Annotated in this window: 18 protein-coding genes and 1 pseudogene; 13 read left to right on the top strand and 6 right to left on the bottom strand. The window is 70.6% G+C overall.

The genetic code is table 11. The features are described from left to right. Window positions 1–115 precede the first annotated feature (115 nt). The 5 genes from IE136_RS28545 (at window position 116) to IE136_RS28525 (ending at window position 5,091) form a co-directional block, all read left to right on the top strand. Window positions 116–583 carry a YraN family protein gene (locus IE136_RS28545; protein WP_189601797.1) on the top strand — a complete coding sequence of 156 codons (468 nt, stop codon included), beginning with the start codon at window positions 116–118 and terminating at the stop codon, window positions 581–583. After that, on the top strand, window positions 583–2,196 hold the full coding sequence (locus tag IE136_RS28540; protein ID WP_189601775.1) for a YifB family Mg chelatase-like AAA ATPase: 1,614 nt from the start codon (window positions 583–585) through the stop codon (window positions 2,194–2,196). Before IE136_RS28545 ends, IE136_RS28540 begins: the two co-directional genes overlap by 1 nt. Continuing rightward, window positions 2,193–3,407, top strand: a complete 1,215-nt coding sequence (dprA, locus tag IE136_RS28535) for a DNA-processing protein DprA (RefSeq protein WP_189601774.1) — start codon at window positions 2,193–2,195, stop codon at window positions 3,405–3,407. Before IE136_RS28540 ends, dprA begins: the two co-directional genes overlap by 4 nt. Before the next feature lie 236 nt (window positions 3,408–3,643). Continuing rightward, window positions 3,644–4,480 carry an RNA polymerase sigma factor WhiG gene (gene whiG / locus IE136_RS28530; protein ID WP_158990967.1) on the top strand — a complete coding sequence of 279 codons (837 nt, stop codon included), beginning with the start codon at window positions 3,644–3,646 and terminating at the stop codon, window positions 4,478–4,480. A gap of 53 nt (window positions 4,481–4,533) precedes the next feature. After that, a complete protein-coding gene (locus IE136_RS28525; protein ID WP_158994738.1) occupies window positions 4,534–5,091 on the top strand; it encodes a TetR/AcrR family transcriptional regulator in 558 nt (185 codons plus the stop codon). 77 nt (window positions 5,092–5,168) lie between these two features. Here IE136_RS28525 and IE136_RS28520 read toward each other — a convergent pair whose 3' ends face one another. Further along, window positions 5,169–5,648 (bottom strand): murein hydrolase activator EnvC family protein, encoded by a 480-nt coding sequence (locus IE136_RS28520; protein WP_158990969.1) that lies wholly within the window; start codon window positions 5,646–5,648, stop codon window positions 5,169–5,171. 256 nt (window positions 5,649–5,904) lie between these two features. Here IE136_RS28520 and rpsB point away from each other — a divergent pair, with 256 nt between their 5' ends. From rpsB to IE136_RS28495, 5 genes are all read left to right on the top strand, one after another. Next, complete coding sequence (rpsB, locus tag IE136_RS28515; protein WP_158990971.1) at window positions 5,905–6,807, top strand: 30S ribosomal protein S2; 903 nt, start codon at window positions 5,905–5,907, stop codon at window positions 6,805–6,807. Window positions 6,808–6,930: 123 nt separating this feature from the next. Next, window positions 6,931–7,767: a translation elongation factor Ts gene (tsf, locus tag IE136_RS28510; protein ID WP_158990973.1), complete on the top strand. Its 837-nt coding sequence runs from the start codon at window positions 6,931–6,933 to the stop codon at window positions 7,765–7,767. A gap of 159 nt (window positions 7,768–7,926) precedes the next feature. Next, window positions 7,927–8,691, top strand: coding sequence for a UMP kinase (pyrH, locus tag IE136_RS28505; RefSeq protein WP_158990975.1), 765 nt, complete (start codon window positions 7,927–7,929; stop codon window positions 8,689–8,691). Window positions 8,692–8,787: 96 nt separating this feature from the next. Next, complete coding sequence (gene frr, locus IE136_RS28500) at window positions 8,788–9,345, top strand: ribosome recycling factor (protein ID WP_158990977.1); 558 nt, start codon at window positions 8,788–8,790, stop codon at window positions 9,343–9,345. Then, window positions 9,345–10,442: a phosphatidate cytidylyltransferase gene (locus tag IE136_RS28495; protein ID WP_189601773.1), complete on the top strand. Its 1,098-nt coding sequence runs from the start codon at window positions 9,345–9,347 to the stop codon at window positions 10,440–10,442. Before frr ends, IE136_RS28495 begins: the two co-directional genes overlap by 1 nt. Before the next feature lie 75 nt (window positions 10,443–10,517). Here the strand turns inward: IE136_RS28495 and IE136_RS28490 are convergent, their stop codons facing one another. The 3 genes from IE136_RS28490 to IE136_RS28485 form a co-directional block, all read right to left on the bottom strand. Beyond that, window positions 10,518–11,006, bottom strand: coding sequence for an SRPBCC family protein (locus IE136_RS28490; RefSeq protein WP_229819238.1), 489 nt, complete (start codon window positions 11,004–11,006; stop codon window positions 10,518–10,520). Between the two features lie 105 nt (window positions 11,007–11,111). Continuing rightward, complete coding sequence (locus tag IE136_RS36860; RefSeq protein WP_373309161.1) at window positions 11,112–11,561, bottom strand: hypothetical protein; 450 nt, start codon at window positions 11,559–11,561, stop codon at window positions 11,112–11,114. Continuing rightward, window positions 11,518–11,892, bottom strand: a complete 375-nt coding sequence (locus IE136_RS28485; RefSeq protein WP_229819236.1) for a DUF6251 family protein — start codon at window positions 11,890–11,892, stop codon at window positions 11,518–11,520. Before IE136_RS28485 ends, IE136_RS36860 begins: the two co-directional genes overlap by 44 nt. A 232-nt stretch (window positions 11,893–12,124) precedes the next feature. Between IE136_RS28485 and IE136_RS28480 the strand changes: the two genes are divergently transcribed. Next, window positions 12,125–12,472, top strand: coding sequence for a hypothetical protein (locus IE136_RS28480; RefSeq protein WP_158990979.1), 348 nt, complete (start codon window positions 12,125–12,127; stop codon window positions 12,470–12,472). Here the strand turns inward: IE136_RS28480 and IE136_RS28475 are convergent. Together IE136_RS28475 and IE136_RS28470 are read right to left on the bottom strand one after the other, a co-directional pair. Further along, window positions 12,448–12,783 (bottom strand): RRQRL motif-containing zinc-binding protein, encoded by a 336-nt coding sequence (locus IE136_RS28475; protein WP_189601772.1) that lies wholly within the window; start codon window positions 12,781–12,783, stop codon window positions 12,448–12,450. The two genes, IE136_RS28480 and IE136_RS28475, sit on opposite strands and share 25 nt — an antisense overlap. A 164-nt stretch (window positions 12,784–12,947) precedes the next feature. Beyond that, window positions 12,948–13,396 (bottom strand): annotated as a pseudogene (locus IE136_RS28470) (NUDIX domain-containing protein); the annotation flags it as partial. Window positions 13,397–13,617: 221 nt separating this feature from the next. Between IE136_RS28470 and rlmN the strand changes: the two are divergent. Beyond that, a complete protein-coding gene (gene rlmN, locus IE136_RS28465) occupies window positions 13,618–14,724 on the top strand; it encodes a dual-specificity RNA methyltransferase RlmN (RefSeq protein WP_158990983.1) in 1,107 nt (368 codons plus the stop codon). Window positions 14,725–14,932: 208 nt separating this feature from the next. Then, on the top strand, window positions 14,933–16,027 hold the full coding sequence (locus tag IE136_RS28460) for a thiamine ABC transporter substrate-binding protein (protein ID WP_158990985.1): 1,095 nt from the start codon (window positions 14,933–14,935) through the stop codon (window positions 16,025–16,027). Window positions 16,028–16,060: the final 33 nt, after the last annotated feature.

The following is a 16,060-nucleotide window of genomic DNA, read 5'->3' as shown; positions in this document are numbered from 1 at the left end:
ACCCGGACGGGTGAGCCGGTTTTCCACAACCGCTCGCCCGTCCACAGCGCCGAGCGCGGAGCGTCGCGAGACGTCACAGTCGGTGCCGGAGGTGGTACCGATGACCACGACGAACATGCGCGAGACTGACGCGGCCGGGACGAAGGCGTCCCGGACGGACGCGCCCCGGCGGACCGCAGGTCGGACCGCACGGCGGAAGAACGCGGCACGGCAGCCCGCCCTCGCGAGGAACGCCCTCGGCGCGTACGGAGAAGGGCTGGCCGTCCGCCGGCTCGCCGAGACCGGGATGACCGTCCTCGCGCGGAACTGGCGCTGCGGACGCGTGGGAGAGATCGACATCGTCGCCCGCGACGGCGACACCCTCGTCATCTGCGAAGTGAAGACCCGCCGCGAAGGCGCCTTCCAGCACCCGATGGCCGCCGTCACCCCCACCAAGGCCGACCGGCTCAAACGGCTCGCGGCCTGCTGGCTCGACCGCCACGGCGGACCACCACCCCGCACCGGCGTCCGTATCGACCTCATCGGGATCGTCCTGCCCCGCCGCGGCGCACCCGTGGTCACCCACGCCCAGGGGGTGGCCTGATGGGATTCGCCCGCACCTGCTCCGTCGCCCTCGTCGGAGTCGAGGGAGTCGTCGTCGAGGTCCAGGCCGACCTCGAAGCCGGAGTCGCCGCCTTCACCCTCGTCGGCCTCCCCGACAAGAGCCTCACCGAGAGCCGCGACCGCGTCAGGGCCGCCATCGTCAACTCCGACGCCGAATGGCCCCAGAAGAAACTCACCGTCGGACTCAGCCCCGCCTCCGTCCCCAAGGGCGGCTCCGGATTCGACCTGGCCGTGGCCGCCGCCGTGCTCGGCGCCGCCGAACGGATCGACCCCCGGGTCATCGCCGACCTCGTCCTCATCGGAGAACTGGGACTCGACGGCCGCGTACGACCCGTACGCGGAGTCCTGCCCGCCGTCCTCGCCGCCGCCGAAGCCGGCTACCAACAGGTCGTCGTCCCCGAACGGACCGCGGGCGAGGCCGCCCTCGTCCCCGGAATCTCCGTCCTCGGCGTCCGCAGCCTGCGCCAGCTCATCGCCGTCCTCTCCGACGAACCCGTCCCCGAGGAGGATCCCGCCGAAGAAGGCCGGCCCGACGCCATGCTCGCCGGACTCCTCGTCCCCGGAGCCGGCGTCGGCACCGGACTCGCCGCCGACCCCCTCGACGGACCCGACCTCGCCGACGTCGCCGGACAGCACGGCGCCCGCCGAGCCCTGGAAGTCGCCGCCGCCGGCAGCCACCACCTCCTGCTCTCCGGACCACCCGGAGCCGGAAAGACCATGCTCGCCGAACGACTCCCCGGCATCCTGCCGCCCCTCACCCGCCAGGAGTCCCTCGAAGTCACCGCCGTCCACTCCGTCGCCGGCATCCTCCCGCCCGGCGAACCCCTCGTCCGCCGCGCCCCCTACTGCGCCCCCCACCACTCCGCCACCATGCAGTCCCTCATCGGGGGCGGAAACGGACTCCCACGCCCCGGCGCCGTCTCCCTCGCCCACCGCGGCGTCCTCTTCCTCGACGAAGCCCCCGAATTCGCCGGCAAAGCCCTGGACGCCCTGCGTCAACCCCTCGAATCAGGACACGTCGTCGTCGCACGCGCCGCCGGAGTCGTCCGCCTCCCCGCCCGCTTCCTGCTCGCCCTCGCCGCCAACCCCTGCCCCTGCGGACGACACACCCTCCACGGCGCCGGCTGCGAATGCCCCGCCTCCCTCATCCGCCGCTACCAGGCCCGCCTCTCCGGCCCCCTCCTCGACCGCATCGACCTGCGCGTCGAAGCCGAACCCGTCACCCGCTCCGACCTGCTCGGCCAGGGCGGCCGCGGTGACTCCACCGCCACCGTCGCCGACCGCGTCCGCGAAGCGCGAGCCCGCACCGAGGCCCGCCTCACCGGCACACCCTGGACCGTCAACAGCGAAGTCCCCGGACACGAACTGCGCACCCGCTACACCGTGGGACCCGGAGTCCTCGCCGCCGCCGAACGGGACATCGAACGCGGCCTGCTCACCGCGCGCGGCCTCGACCGGGTCCTCCGCGTCGCCTGGACCGTCGCCGACCTCGCCGGACACGACCGGCCCGACGCCCACGACGTCGACCTCGCCCTCGAACTGCGCACCGGCATCACTCGCGGCGTGCCCGTCGGAACGGGGGAGCGGACATGACCGCATCCGAGGAACGTCTCGCCCGCGCCGCCCTGACCCGCGCGGTCGAACCCGGCGACGAACACGCCGGCCGGTGGCTGCGCCGGTACGGCGCCGTCGGCTTCCTCCAGCGCCTCCGTGATCCGGACCCGGATCCTGGCGCGGGCCCGGACCCTGCCGGGGACCCGCGCCCGGGCCCGGGCCCCTCGGGCACCGAGCCGTTCGCGGGCACCGGCCGGAAAAGGGTCGACGGATGGCGGCGCCGGGCCGCGGACGCCGACCCCCGGCGCGACCTCGACACCGTCGACCGACTCGGCGGCCGGTTCGTCGTCCCCGGCGACACCGAATGGCCCCGGCAACTCGACGACCTCGGCGACGCCCGGCCCATCGGGCTCTGGATCCGCGGCCCCGCCGACCTCCGCACCTGGGCCCTGCGCTCCGTCGCCGTCGTCGGCGCCCGCGCCTGCACCCCCTACGGCGCCCACATGGCCACCACCCTCGCCTCCGGGCTCGCCGAACGCGGCTGGGTCGTCGTCTCCGGCGCCGCCTTCGGCATCGACGGCGCCGCCCACCGCGGCGCACTCGCCGCCCAGGGCGCCACGGTCGCCGTCCTCGCCTGCGGAGTCGACACCCCCTACCCCCGCGGCCACACCGAACTCATCGGACGCATCGCGGCACAGGGCCTCGTCGTCGGAGAACTACCACCCGGTACCCACCCCACTCCCAACCGGTTCATCCTCCGCAACCGCGTCATCGCCGCCCTCACCCGAGGCACCGTCGTCATCGAAGCCGAATACCGCAGCGGCTCCCTCGTCACCGCCCGCTCCGCCCAGCGTCTCGGCCGTCACACGATGGGCGTACCGGGCGCCGTCACCAGCGGCCTCTCCGCGGGCGTCCACGAACTCCTGCGCGGTGAGGCCACCCTCGTCACCGACGCCGCCGAAGTGGTCGAACTCGTCGGAGACATGGGCCAGCTCGCCCCGCCCCGCCGAGGACCCGTCCTGCCCCGAGACCTCCTCGACCCGGCCGCCGCCCACATCCTCGAAGCCCTGCCCGCCGGTGGCCTCACCCCCGTACGGGCCGTCGCACAGCGCGCCGGAGCCGCACCCGACGACACCCTCGCCCGGCTGTACGAACTCCACTCCCTCGGGTTCGTCGAACGGCAAGGCGACGGCTGGCGGTTGACGAACACCCTCACCGAAGGGTCGAACGCGCGGCGAGGCGGTACTTGACCTGGAGCATTCGGGTGAAAAGGTGATGCGGATGAACAGAGTTCTCTCGGCCACGCCCGGGGGGCCGACACGCGCCACGGCCCGGGTTCGAAGATGTGCCCGAGGGTGTCCACCCGGACCGGCGCGATCCGCAGAGGTTCGCGCACCGCGACCGTCCAGTCACGCTACGCTCACCAGGATTCCCCACAGGACACCTGTCCCGACCCACTCCACAGCAGAACGGCTCAAGGCAACGCATGCCCCAGCACACCTCCGGGTCTGACCGCGCTGCGGTGCCCCCAGCAGCCCGGGGCACCGTGCGACCGCCCGCACCGACATCGCTCGACGAGCTGTGGCGGTCGTACAAGACGACGGGCGACGAGCGGCTGCGGGAACAGCTGATCCTGCACTACTCGCCGCTCGTCAAGTACGTCGCCGGCCGGGTCAGCGTGGGGCTGCCGTCCAATGTGGAACAGGCCGACTTCGTCTCCTCCGGCGTCTTCGGGCTGATCGACGCCATCGAGAAGTTCGACGTCGAACGGTCGATCAAGTTCGAGACCTACGCCATCACCCGCATCCGCGGCGCGATGATCGACGAACTCCGCGCCCTGGACTGGATTCCCCGCTCCGTCCGCCAGAAGGCGCGCAACGTCGAGCGGGCCTACGCCACCCTCGAAGCCCAGTTGCGGCGGACTCCCACCGAGAGCGAGGTCGCCGCCGAAATGGGCATCGCGCTGGAGGAACTGCACGCCGTTTTCAGTCAGTTGTCCCTGGCTAACGTGGTGGCCCTGGAAGAGTTGCTGCACGTCGGAGGCGAGGGCGGCGACCGGCTCTCGCTGATGGACACCCTGGAGGACACCGCCGCCGACAACCCGGTCGCGGTGGCCGAGGACCGCGAGCTGCGGCGGCTTCTCGCCCGGGCCATCAACACGCTCCCCGAACGCGAGAAGACCGTCGTCACCCTCTACTACTACGAAGGCCTCACCCTCGCCGAGATCGGGCACGTCCTCGGCGTCACCGAGAGCCGGGTCAGCCAGATCCACACCAAATCGGTCCTGCAGCTGCGGGCCAAGCTGGCCGATGTAGGACGCTGACGCCGCGAGGCCGGTCGTACAGTGGAGCCGTGCCCAGGATTCGAGCGGCCTCCGTGGCCGAGCACCGGACGATGCAGCGCGGCGCCCTGCTGGACGCCGCGCGGTCCCTGCTGTCCGAAGGCGGTACGGAGGCGCTGACCTTCCCCGCCCTCGCCGAGCGCACGGGCCTGGCCCGCTCCTCGGTGTACGAGTACTTCCGCTCCCGTGCGGCCGTGGTCGAGGAGCTGTGCGCCGTCGACTTCCCCGTCTGGGCGGCGGAGGTCGAGTCGGCGATGGCCCGGGCCGACGACGCCGAGGGCAAGGTCGAGGCGTACGTCCGCAAGCAGCTGGAGCTCGTGGGCGACCGGCGGCACCGTGCCGTCGTCGCGATCTCCGCGAGCGAGCTGGACGACGGCGCCCGCGAGAAGATCCGCGCCGCCCACGGCGGCCTCGTCGCCATGATCGTCGAAGCCCTCGCCGAACTCGGCCAGGCCGAGCCCCGGCTCGGCGCGATGCTCCTCCAGGGCGTCGTGGACGCGGCGGTGCGCCGTATCGAGCTGGGAGCGGCAGAGGAGCCGGACAGGATCGCCGAGGCCGCGGTCGCCATGGCCCTGCGGGGCGTCCGGGGCTGATCCCCCGCCCCACCCCACCCCTCTCCCTCCCCCCACCCCCCTCCCCCCACCCCCTGCCTCCGTTTCGGCGTGGCTCGTCACGGCACTCCCGTCACCGGGAGGAGGCGGGACGGGGCGGGGCGCAGCAGGCGCAGGGGGTTCAGGTAGGTGTCGCCGCGCAGCAGACCCCAGTGGAGGCAGGACTCCGGGCAGTGGGGGTTCGCGCCGGCCGGGGCGGCGAGGGTTGCCACGGGGCGGCCGCGGGTGACGTGGTCGCCGACGGCGACCAGGGGTGTCACCGGTTCGTAGGTGGTGCGCAGCGGTGGGGTGCCGGTACCCGGCAGGGTGATGGTGAGGACTCCGCGGCCTCCGACCGGGCCGGCGAAGGTGACCACGCCGGATGCCGTCGCGTGGACCGTGGTGCCGGGTGCCGCCGCGAGGTCGACGCCCCGGTGGCCCGGTGCGTACGGCCCGGCCGGTGGGTCCCAGCCGCGGAGGACGTCCGGAGGGGGCGGCCCCACGGGCCACACCAGGGTGAGGGCGAGGAGCAGGGGCGCCAGGTTCGTCGTCAGGTGCATGGACGTCACGTTCCCGCAGGCCGCCGGGCCGGTGGGGGGCCTGGTCCCGATCTGTGGACAACCGGGCGGTTGTGGACAGCGCCGTCACCCGGTGCTCCCCGGGTCCCGTACACTTCCTATGGCGATCCGGGTCACCGGGTCGACTTCGCACGCCCCGCCACCATCCTCACCGGTCGTGGCAGCGCCTTTTCGGTCCCTCGTGGCACGGCGCGTCGGGGCGTCAGGACATAACCGAGAACACCAAGGAGATACGGCCATGGCCGTCGTCACGATGCGGGAGCTGCTGGAGAGCGGCGTCCACTTCGGTCACCAGACCCGTCGCTGGAACCCGAAGATGAAGCGCTTCATCTTCACCGAGCGCAACGGCATCTACATCATCGACCTGCTCCAGTCGCTGTCGTACATCGACCGCGCCTACGAGTTCGTCAAGGAGACCGTCGCGCACGGCGGCTCCATCATGTTCGTCGGTACGAAGAAGCAGGCCCAGGAGGCCATCGCCGAGCAGGCGACGCGTGTCGGCATGCCGTACGTCAACCAGCGTTGGCTCGGTGGCATGCTCACCAACTTCTCCACCGTCTACAAGCGTCTGCAGCGCCTCAAGGAGCTCGAGCAGATCGACTTCGAGGACGTCGCCGCCTCGGGTCTCACCAAGAAGGAGCTCCTGGTCCTCTCCCGCGAGAAGGCCAAGCTGGAGAAGACCCTCGGTGGTATCCGCGAGATGCAGAAGGTGCCGAGCGCCGTCTGGATCGTCGACACCAAGAAGGAGCACATCGCCGTCGGTGAGGCGCGCAAGCTCCACATCCCGGTCGTCGCGATCCTCGACACCAACTGTGACCCCGACGAGGTCGACTACAAGATCCCGGGCAACGACGACGCGATCCGCTCCGTCACCCTGCTCACCCGCGTGATCGCCGACGCCGTCGCCGAGGGCCTCATCGCCCGCTCCGGCGCCGCGACCGGCGACTCGAAGCCGGGCGAGAAGGCCGCGGGCGAGCCGCTCGCCGAGTGGGAGCGCGACCTGCTCGAGGGCGAGAAGAAGGCCGACGAGACCGTCGAGGCCGCCGAGGGCGAGAAGCCGGCCGAGGCCGCTGCCGAGACCCCCGCCGAGGCCCCCGCGGCCGAGGCCGAGGCTCCGGCCGCCGAGGCCGAGCAGGCCTGATCCACGGCCTGACCTTCACGGGTCCGGTTGTTTCGGATGGATCGGACGTCGACGGCGGGGGCCCACGAAGCCCCCGCCGTCCACCCGTAGATCTTTCAGACTTCGAGAGAGAAACTCAGACTCATGGCGAACTACACCGCCGCTGACGTCAAGAAGCTCCGTGAGCTCACCGGCGCCGGCATGATGGACTGCAAGAAGGCGCTCGACGAGGCCGACGGCAACGTCGACAAGGCCGTCGAGGCACTGCGCATCAAGGGCCAGAAGGGCGTCGCCAAGCGCGAGGGCCGCTCCGCCGAGAACGGCGCCGTGGTCTCCCTCATCGCCGACGACAACACCTCCGGTGTCCTCGTCGAGCTGAAGTGCGAGACGGACTTCGTCGCCAAGGGCGACAAGTTCCAGGCCGTCGCCAACAAGCTCGCCGAGCACGTCGCCGCGACCTCCCCGGCCGACCTGGAGGCGCTGCTCGCCTCCGAGATCGAGCCCGGCAAGACGGTCCAGGCGTTCGTCGACGAGGCCAACGCCAACCTGGGCGAGAAGATCGTCCTCGACCGCTTCGCGCAGTACGCCGACGGCTACGTCGCGGCCTACATGCACCGCACCATGCCCGACCTGCCCCCGCAGATCGGTGTTCTCGTCGAGTTCGACAAGGAGAACGCCGAGATCGCCAAGGGCGTCGCGCAGCACATCGCCGCCTTCGCGCCGAAGTACCTCACCCGTGAGGACGTCCCGGCCGAGGTCGTCGAGACCGAGCGTCGCGTCGCCGAGGAGACCACCCGCGCCGAGGGCAAGCCCGAGGCCGCGCTCCCGAAGATCGTCGAGGGTCGCGTCAACGGCTTCTTCAAGGACGCCACGCTGCTCGGCCAGCCGTACGCGCTGGACAACAAGAAGTCCGTCCAGCAGATCCTGGACGAGGCCGGTGTCACCCTGAAGCGCTTCACGCGCATCAAGGTCGGCATCTGAGTCCGTACGCGACGGACACCGGACCCCGGTAGGGTCTGAAGCAGTTGTCCGCGCTCGGCGCAGGACGACCGCAGATCTGACGAGGAGGCCATTGCCGTAGGGGAAACCGCAAGGACCCATCGGCAATGGCCTTCGTCGTATGTGCACGAGGAGAGCTCCATGAACCAGACCGCCGCACAGGGCGACGACATCCACGGCAAAAAGGCCGGCCGCTTCATGCTGAAGCTGTCCGGCGAGGCATTCGCCGGCGGCGGCGCGCTCGGCGTCGACCCCGACGTCGTGCACAAGATCGCGCGCGAGATCGCCGCGGTCGTCCGCGACGGTGCGGAGATCGCGGTCGTGATCGGCGGCGGCAACTTCTTCCGCGGCGCCGAACTGCAGGTGCGCGGCATGGACCGGGCGCGCTCCGACTACATGGGCATGCTCGGCACCGTGATGAACTGCCTCGCCCTCCAGGACTTCCTGGAGAAGGAAGGCATCGACTCCCGCGTCCAGACCGCCATCACCATGGGTCAGGTCGCGGAGCCGTACATCCCGCTGCGTGCCGTGCGCCACCTGGAGAAGGGCCGCGTGGTCATCTTCGGTGCCGGTATGGGCATGCCCTACTTCTCCACCGACACCACGGCCGCCCAGCGCGCCCTGGAGATCGACGCCGAGGCCCTGCTCATGGGCAAGAACGGCGTGGACGGGGTCTACGACTCCGATCCGAAGACCAACCCCGACGCGGTCAAGTTCGACGCACTGGAGTACGGCGAGGTGCTCTCCCGCGACCTGAAGGTCGCCGACGCCACCGCCATCACGCTGTGCCGGGACAACAACCTGCCGATCCTCGTCTTCGAACTGCTCGCCGAGGGCAATATCGCTCGCGCGGTGAAGGGTGAGAAGATCGGCACTCTCGTGAGCGACCAGGGCACCCGGGCCTGAAGCCTGACACCGGGTACCGCCCCGCGAGGGGATGGACAGAGCCCTGCCGGTCGTACACCGTGCAGGACAAGACGCGACGACACGCAGGAGCAAGTGGTGATCGAAGAGACCCTCCTCGAGGCCGAGGAGAAGATGGAGAAGGCCGTCGTGGTCGCCAAGGAGGACTTCGCCGCGATCCGCACCGGCCGTGCGCACCCGGCGATGTTCAACAAGATCGTGGCCGACTACTACGGTGCCATCACGCCGATCAATCAGCTGGCGTCCTTCTCGGTGCCCGAGCCGCGCATGGCGGTGGTGACCCCGTTCGACAAGAGCGCGCTGCGCAACATCGAGCAGGCGATCCGTGACTCGGACCTCGGCGTCAACCCGAGCAACGACGGCAACATCATCCGTGTGGTGTTCCCGGAGCTCACCGAGGAGCGCCGCCGCGAGTACATCAAGGTCGCGAAGGGCAAGGCCGAGGACTCGAAGATCTCGATCCGCTCCGTCCGCCGCAAGGCCAAGGAGACCATCGACAAGCTGGTCAAGGACGGCGAGGTCGGCGAGGACGAGGGCCGTCGCGGCGAGAAGGAGCTCGACGACACCACCGCGAAGTACGTCGCGCAGGTGGACGAGCTGCTCAAGCACAAGGAAGCCGAGCTGCTCGAGGTCTGATGAACGACTCTTCCTGGGGGGCCCCGGCCGGTTCCGGCTACTGGGGGCCCGACCAGGGGCCTGCCCCGGCGGGTCCCGCATACGATGGGCTGACGGCGGCGCAGACTCGGCCCATGCCCATCGTTCCCGACGACCCCGCCGGCGACCACCAGGACGATCACGATCGGGGGGCCGCTTCACAGAGCGGTCCCCTGTTCCGTGACGAGACGCCGAACGAGCACCCGCAGGAGCCCATGTCCACCCCGTCCCGTCCTGCCGAGGCTCCCCAGCCCCCGCAGAAGAAGAGCGCGGGCCGTGACCTGGGCGCGGCCATAGGGGTCGGGGTCGGGCTCGGCGCCGTCATCATCGCGTCGCTGTTCATCTGGAAGGCCGCGTTCGTCGGCGTCATAGCGGTCGCCGTCGTGGTCGGACTGTGGGAGCTCACCTCCCGCCTCCAGGAACGCAAGGGCGTCAGGGCACCGCTCGTGCCGCTGGCAGTCGGCGGCGCGGCGATGGTCGTGGCCGGATACGTCCGCGGCGCGGAGGGGGCCTGGGTCGCCATGGCCCTGACCGCCCTCGCCGTCCTCGTGTGGCGCATGACCGAGCCGCCCGAGGGCTATCTGAAGGACGTCACGGCCGGAATCTTCGCCGCGTTCTACGTGCCGTTCCTGGCGACGTTCGTGGCGCTGATGCTGACCGCGGACGACGGACCGCAGCGGGTGCTGATGTTCCTGGTGCTCACGGTCGTCAGCGACACCGGGGCGTACGCGATCGGCTGGCGGTTCGGCAGGCACAAGCTGGCGCCGCGGATCAGCCCCGGGAAGACCCGCGAGGGCCTGCTCGGAGCGGTGACGTTCGCGATGGCGGCGGGCGCGCTGTGCATGCAGTTCCTGATCGAGGACGGCTCGTGGTGGCAGGGTCTCGTCCTTGGCTTCGCGGTGGCGGCGAGCGCGACGCTCGGCGACCTCGGTGAGTCGATGATCAAGCGTGACCTCGGCATCAAGGACATGGGCACACTGCTGCCCGGGCATGGCGGCATCATGGACCGGCTGGACTCGCTGCTGCCGACGGCGCCAGTGGTCTGGCTGCTGCTCGTGATCTTCGTCGGGACGGCCTGACCAGGTCTTTCGTACGGTGGGGCTCGCTGTCCGCAGGGGACGGCGAGCCCTTCGTCGTATCCGGGAAGCTTTGGGTCACACCGCCCGGGCCGACGCCTCGTCCGTGCGGTCCGCGTTCGGCCGGTCCTCGCCCGTCCCGTTCTCCACGGTCCGGGCCAGGCGGCCCAGCATGTCCCGGTGGCGGAGCTGGATCACCGCGTCCGAGAGGGTGTTGTGCCACCGGCCGCCGAGGCCGCGGAGCGGATGCTCGTCGCAGATGATCAGCGTCTCCTCGCCCCACGGGCGGACGTCGAGAGCGATCCGGGCGCTCCCGATGCCCTTGGCGAAGGCCTCCAGCTCCAGTTCGGCCCCCGGCACGCAGCGGCGTACGACGGTCTCCCCGTCGCCCGACCACGGGCCGATCCGGACCGTGTACAGCAGCCGGGACCCGACCTCGGGCCAGTCGCCGTCCAGAGGCTTCGAGTCGCTGGTGCCCACCACCCAGTCGCTGTAGCGCGAGGGAGCCGCGAGGACGGCCCAGACGGCCTCGGGGGCGCGGCGGATCAGCTGGTGTCGTACGGCCATGGGGTCCTCCGGCGTGCGGTCGTGTGGCTGGTCGTCGGGCGTGCGGGTTCCCGGTCCCGCGCCGTCCATCCCTCCCCTGCCTACCGTGGACCCATGACCGGAGCTTCACCACCGCGCGGCCGAACGGCCGTCGTCGCGGGAGCCGCCCGCGGTGTGAGGAGCAGGGGCCCCGGCTTTCGCCCGCCGGGGGCGGCCTCGCAAGCCCTGGCCTCCTCGGTCCGGGCGGCGCGGGGGATCACGCGGGCACCGGCCCGGAGCCTCGCACCGGGGCCCGAAGGCCCGCGATCTCTTCGGATCCGGGCGCTTCACCGCGCAAGGGTTCCTGGGGAGCAGTTCATCGTCCACGGCGGCGGAGAGCACCGCCCGTACGTCGCTGTAGATGCTCCGCGCGTACGAGCTGCTGATGGAACTGGCCTCCAAGGCGCCGAGCAGTTCCCGGATGTGCTGCGGCCGGAACGAGTCGAGCGGGCGTGAGCCGATCAGGGGAAAGGCGTGCAGCCGCAGCCTGCGCTCAATCTCGATCTGGCTGGACAGCGCCGACGCCTGCCCCCGCAACCACTTCGTGGCGTAGCTCTGGAAGGTGACCCGGCTCGCCTTCGGGTCGATGTACGGCGAGGAACGCGAGGATGGCCAGGTTGGCAGCGATGGCGGTCAGCGCGCCGACCAAGAGGGGGCCGAAGTAGACCCCGGCGGCGACCGCGCCGGCGTCAATGCCGGAGCCGAGCGCGAGGCGCTGCACCGTCCGGTCCGGCGCGGCCTGGCGGATGTGCTGGTGGACCATCTGTGGGGCGGCGGTCGGCTGGTGGATGGCGGGCAGGTGGTCGGCGTAGACGTAGGTACCGTCCGGGAGCTGGACGACCCGGGCGGGCTCGGGAAGGTTCGACATGGGTTCTCCCAGGTCAGAGGTGGCCGCTAGAGTCACGGGCCATGGGGGAACGGATACGTGTGAAGCACTGCAAGCAGTGTCGTCGGCCGCTTGATGAGCGCAGCCGGTGGCGGCGCCCGAAGCGGTTCTGTAGCCGCCGGCACCGCCTGAGGTACTGGGTGGAGGAGATCTTCGACGCCGTTCTGAGCTGACAGCTCGACGGCTCACAGCACGCAGTAGAGGAGGGGGAAGAGTGGAACGGATCACCGACGAACAGATCTCACAGCTGGCCCGGTTCGTGGTGGCGCGCATCCCTGACGCGGTCCCACTGAAAGGTGAAGCCCGCCGTGCGGCGGTGGCTCTGCGCATCGCCGCCTATAAGCAGATCGCGGCGGTGCGCTACCACCGCGCTTCTTCGGGCGCACAGGTGGCGGAGACTGACCTTCACGCCGCTGCCTCGTGGAACCTTCTGGTCGCTTTCGCGGACGTCTGGCGAGACCATCCCGATTTCCCGGCCGACGCCGCCATAGAGACCTTCGAGTTCGACTCCGAGTCGCCTCTCTCCCCCCTCGACACTCACACGGCGGACGTGGCCGGATAACCGCAGGGGGAGCACATGCCGAGTGAGAGCGGGATGCGGTATCCGACGTCGCGGCGGCACTCAGGGCAGATCCGGCGGGCAGCGTTCGCCCTGTCGAGCGCCGCGCGCTTGGCCGCCGTCATGGGACGGACGGGCTTGGCCCGGTCGATCCGGTACAGGTAGGCGACCAGTGGCCCCCGCCGCCGGCGGGGGCGTTCGAGCTGTGCCGCGACGGGCTGACCGCCCGGACGGAGCCCCATGGCACGGACCTGCCGAAACGTGGCCAGACCCTCGGGGGCGAGGCGCCAGCGGTAGACGGGGAGCGTGCTCACGCCGCCGCCCCGCTTCGCTCAGCGCGCAGCGTCTCCCGCAGCCACGCCCCTTCTCCGGCGAGGTGCGAAGCGCCCTGCGGATCCGATCGGCGGTCAGCTGATCGACACTCCACGACTCCGTGAGCTGCGGTGCCTCGGCGAGTAGGATGCGCGGTCCCCCTGGTACGGGACGCCAGGATGTGGAGCAGCGCCACGAGAGTGCCCGACCCCATGAGCTTCCCCTCAGACATCAGCCGCGGGATGTCGTCCAGGGGGATCCAGGCGACTTCGCCCGCCTCTTCCGCGTCAGTGGGATCGCCGACCTTTTTGCTCCCCGGGCCACGAAGATCTCGTGCGGGGAGTCGACCATGCCGATCATCGGCTGGTAGCTCACGACGTGCTCTACAGGGCCGGGGCGCCACCCCGTCTCTTCCTCGGTCTCCCGCGCGGCTGTGGCGGCGGCCTCCTCCCCAGGATCCACGATCCCTCCGGGCAGCTCCCAGCCCCACTGCTGAGGCACGAAGCAGTACCGGCACAGCATGAGCACGCGGTCCTGCTCGTCGATCACGGCGGCCACGGCCACCCGGAACAGCCGGACAACGTGATGCTCGAAACGCTCCACGCCTGGAGGCTTGTGCTGGCCAGCGTATCGGCGTCCGTCGGACGGGGACGAGTGATTCAATCATCGGAAAAGCTGCTCCTGCCTGCTCGGTAGCGGGAGTGGTGGGAGCGGCCCCCGGGCCGTCTGTGGGCCGTACGGGGGCCGCCAATGGTCACCAATGACTACCGCCAGTCACCACCCGGCACCGCGACGGACCCAGGTCAGCCGGCTCCGTCTGCGACACTGGTAGCACCATGCCCAAGCCCGGAGAACTCACTTTCGTCGCGCCCCGCGGAGCCAAGAAGCCGCCGCGGCACCTCGCCGACCTCACGCCCGCCGAGCGCAAGGAGGCCGTCGCCGCGATCGGCGAGAAGCCGTTCCGCGCCAAGCAGCTGTCCACGCACTACTTCGCGCGGTACGCCCACGACCCCGCCGAGTGGACCGACATCCCCTCGGCCTCCCGCGAGAAGCTGCAGACCGAGCTGCTGCCCGACCTGATGTCCGTGGTCCGGCACATCTCGTGCGACGACGACACCACCCGTAAGACCCTGTGGCGGCTGCACGACGGCACGCTCGTCGAGTCGGTGCTCATGCGCTACCCCGACCGGGTCACGATGTGCATCTCCTCGCAGGCCGGCTGCGGGATGAACTGCCCGTTCTGCGCCACCGGCCAGGCCGGGCTCGACCGGAACCTGTCGACCGCCGAGATCGTGCACCAGATCGTCGACGGCATGCGCGCGCTGCGCGACGGCGAGGTGCCCGGTGGCCCGGCGCGGCTGTCCAACATCGTCTTCATGGGCATGGGGGAGCCGCTCGCGAACTACAAGCGCGTGGTCGGGGCCATCCGACGGCTCACCGACCCCGAGCCCGACGGGCTCGGGCTCTCCCAGCGCGGCATCACCGTCTCCACCGTCGGCCTCGTGCCCGCGATGCTCCGCTTCGCCGATGAGGGCTTCAAGTGCCGTCTCGCCGTCTCGCTGCACGCGCCCGACGACGAGCTGCGCGACACCCTCGTGCCGGTCAACACCCGCTGGAAGGTCCGCGAGGTCCTGGACGCCGCATGGGAGTACGCGGAGAAGTCCGGCCGCCGGATCTCCATCGAGTACGCCCTCATCCGGGACATCAACGACCAGGCCTGGCGGGGCGACCTCCTCGGGCGGCTGCTCAAGGGCAAGCGGGTGCATGTGAACCTGATCCCGCTGAACCCGACCCCGGGCTCGAAGTGGACGGCGTCCCGTCCCGAGGACGAGAAGGCCTTCGTCGAGGCCATCGCCTCCCACGGCGTGCCGGTCACCGTCCGCGACACCCGTGGCCAGGAGATCGACGGTGCCTGTGGACAGCTCGCGGCCTCCGAACGCTGACCTTGTAGTCTGAGCTCGAACACATCTCCATATTCCGACAGGGGAGCGCCACAGCGCTGAGAGTGCGGTCACCGGACCGCAGACCCTCTGAACCTCGCCCAGGTCATTCTGGGTAGGAAGTTCGGTCGCTACTCGAGCTGTTGCGCCCTGCCCACCTCCGGGTGGGCAGGGCCGCGTCTCTTCCTGGTCACACCCAGGAGGAATTGCAGTGAGCATCAAGAAGACGGCGGCGTGCGCGCTCGTCGCCGCGCTCGGCGTCACCACGCTCGGCGCGTGCGGCACGGAGGGCGTCAGGGACGCCGCCGGCAAGAGCGGTGCGCCCGCGCCGAAGACCGTGACGCTGGTGAGCCACGACTCCTTCAACGCCTCCGAGGAGGTGCTCGCGGAGTTCACGAAGCAGACCGGTCTCACCGTGAAGGTGCTGAAGAGCGGCGACGCCGGCGAGGCCGTCAACAAGGAGATCCTCACCAAGGGCTCCCCGCAGGGCGACGTCTTCTTCGGCGTCGACAACACCCTGCTCTCCCGCGCCCTCGACAACGGGATCTTCGTCCCGTACGAGGCGAAGGGCCTGGACCGGATCCCCGCCGAGCTTCGGCTCGACAAGGAGCACCGGGTCACCCCCATCGACGCCGGTGACATCTGCGTCAATTACGACAAGAAGCACTTCGCGGACAGGGAGCTCGCGCCTCCGCAGACGTTCGACGACCTGGCGAAGCCGGAGTACAAGAACCTGCTCGTGGTGGAGAACCCGGAGCGGTCCTCCCCGGGCCTCGGCTTCCTCCTCGGCACCGCCGCCCGGTACGGCGACGACGGCTGGGCGGACTACTGGAAGAAGCTCAAGGCCAACGGCGTGAAGACCGTCGACAGCTGGGAGCTCGCCTACAACCAGGAGTTCTCCGGCTCCGCCGGCGGCAAGAAGGCCAAGGGGGACCGGCCGCTCGTCGTGTCGTACGCCTCCAGCCCGCCGGTCGAGGTCCTCTACTCCGAGCCGCAGCCCAAGGAGGCCCCCACCGGCGTCTCCACCGGCACCTGCTTCCGGCAGACCGAGTTCGCGGGCCTGCTGAACGGGGCGAAGAACCCCGAGGGCGGCAAGAAGCTGATCGACTTCCTGATCTCCAAGAAGTTCCAGGACGACATGCCGCTGCAGATGTTCGTCAACCCGGTCGTCAAGGACGCCACCCTGCCCGAGCTGTTCGTCAAGCATGGTGTCGTCGTCGAGAAGCCGCAGACCATGGCGCCCGCGAAGATCGCCGAGAAGCGTGAGCAGTGGATCCAGCAGTGGTCGTCCCTCGTCCTGAAGTAGGGCGCGACGTCAAGGGAAGCGCGGCGCGGCTCG

It is taken from the genome of Streptomyces lateritius, assembly GCF_014649715.1.
GTDB classification, from domain to species: Bacteria; Actinomycetota; Actinomycetes; order Streptomycetales; family Streptomycetaceae; genus Streptomyces; species Streptomyces lateritius.
The sequence above is the reverse complement of the archived record's forward strand: the minus strand, read 5'-3'. Positions and strand labels throughout refer to the sequence as shown.

Excerpts from the sequence above, each read along its gene's own strand:
- rlmN (WP_158990983.1), top strand. The coding sequence starts at position 13,618 with ATGCCCAAGCCCGGAGAACTCACTTTCGTCGCGCCCCGCGGAGCCAAG.
- IE136_RS28520 (WP_158990969.1), bottom strand. The coding sequence starts at position 5,648 with ATGCACCTGACGACGAACCTGGCGCCCCTGCTCCTCGCCCTCACCCTG.
- IE136_RS28495 (WP_189601773.1), top strand. The coding sequence starts at position 9,345 with ATGAACGACTCTTCCTGGGGGGCCCCGGCCGGTTCCGGCTACTGGGGG.
- dprA (WP_189601774.1), top strand. The coding sequence starts at position 2,193 with ATGACCGCATCCGAGGAACGTCTCGCCCGCGCCGCCCTGACCCGCGCG.
- IE136_RS28540 (WP_189601775.1), top strand. The coding sequence starts at position 583 with ATGGGATTCGCCCGCACCTGCTCCGTCGCCCTCGTCGGAGTCGAGGGA.
- IE136_RS28545 (WP_189601797.1), top strand. The coding sequence starts at position 116 with ATGCGCGAGACTGACGCGGCCGGGACGAAGGCGTCCCGGACGGACGCG.
- rpsB (WP_158990971.1), top strand. The coding sequence starts at position 5,905 with ATGGCCGTCGTCACGATGCGGGAGCTGCTGGAGAGCGGCGTCCACTTC.
- pyrH (WP_158990975.1), top strand. The coding sequence starts at position 7,927 with ATGAACCAGACCGCCGCACAGGGCGACGACATCCACGGCAAAAAGGCC.
- IE136_RS28485 (WP_229819236.1), bottom strand. The coding sequence starts at position 11,892 with ATGTCGAACCTTCCCGAGCCCGCCCGGGTCGTCCAGCTCCCGGACGGT.
- IE136_RS28490 (WP_229819238.1), bottom strand. The coding sequence starts at position 11,006 with ATGGCCGTACGACACCAGCTGATCCGCCGCGCCCCCGAGGCCGTCTGG.
- whiG (WP_158990967.1), top strand. The coding sequence starts at position 3,644 with ATGCCCCAGCACACCTCCGGGTCTGACCGCGCTGCGGTGCCCCCAGCA.
- tsf (WP_158990973.1), top strand. The coding sequence starts at position 6,931 with ATGGCGAACTACACCGCCGCTGACGTCAAGAAGCTCCGTGAGCTCACC.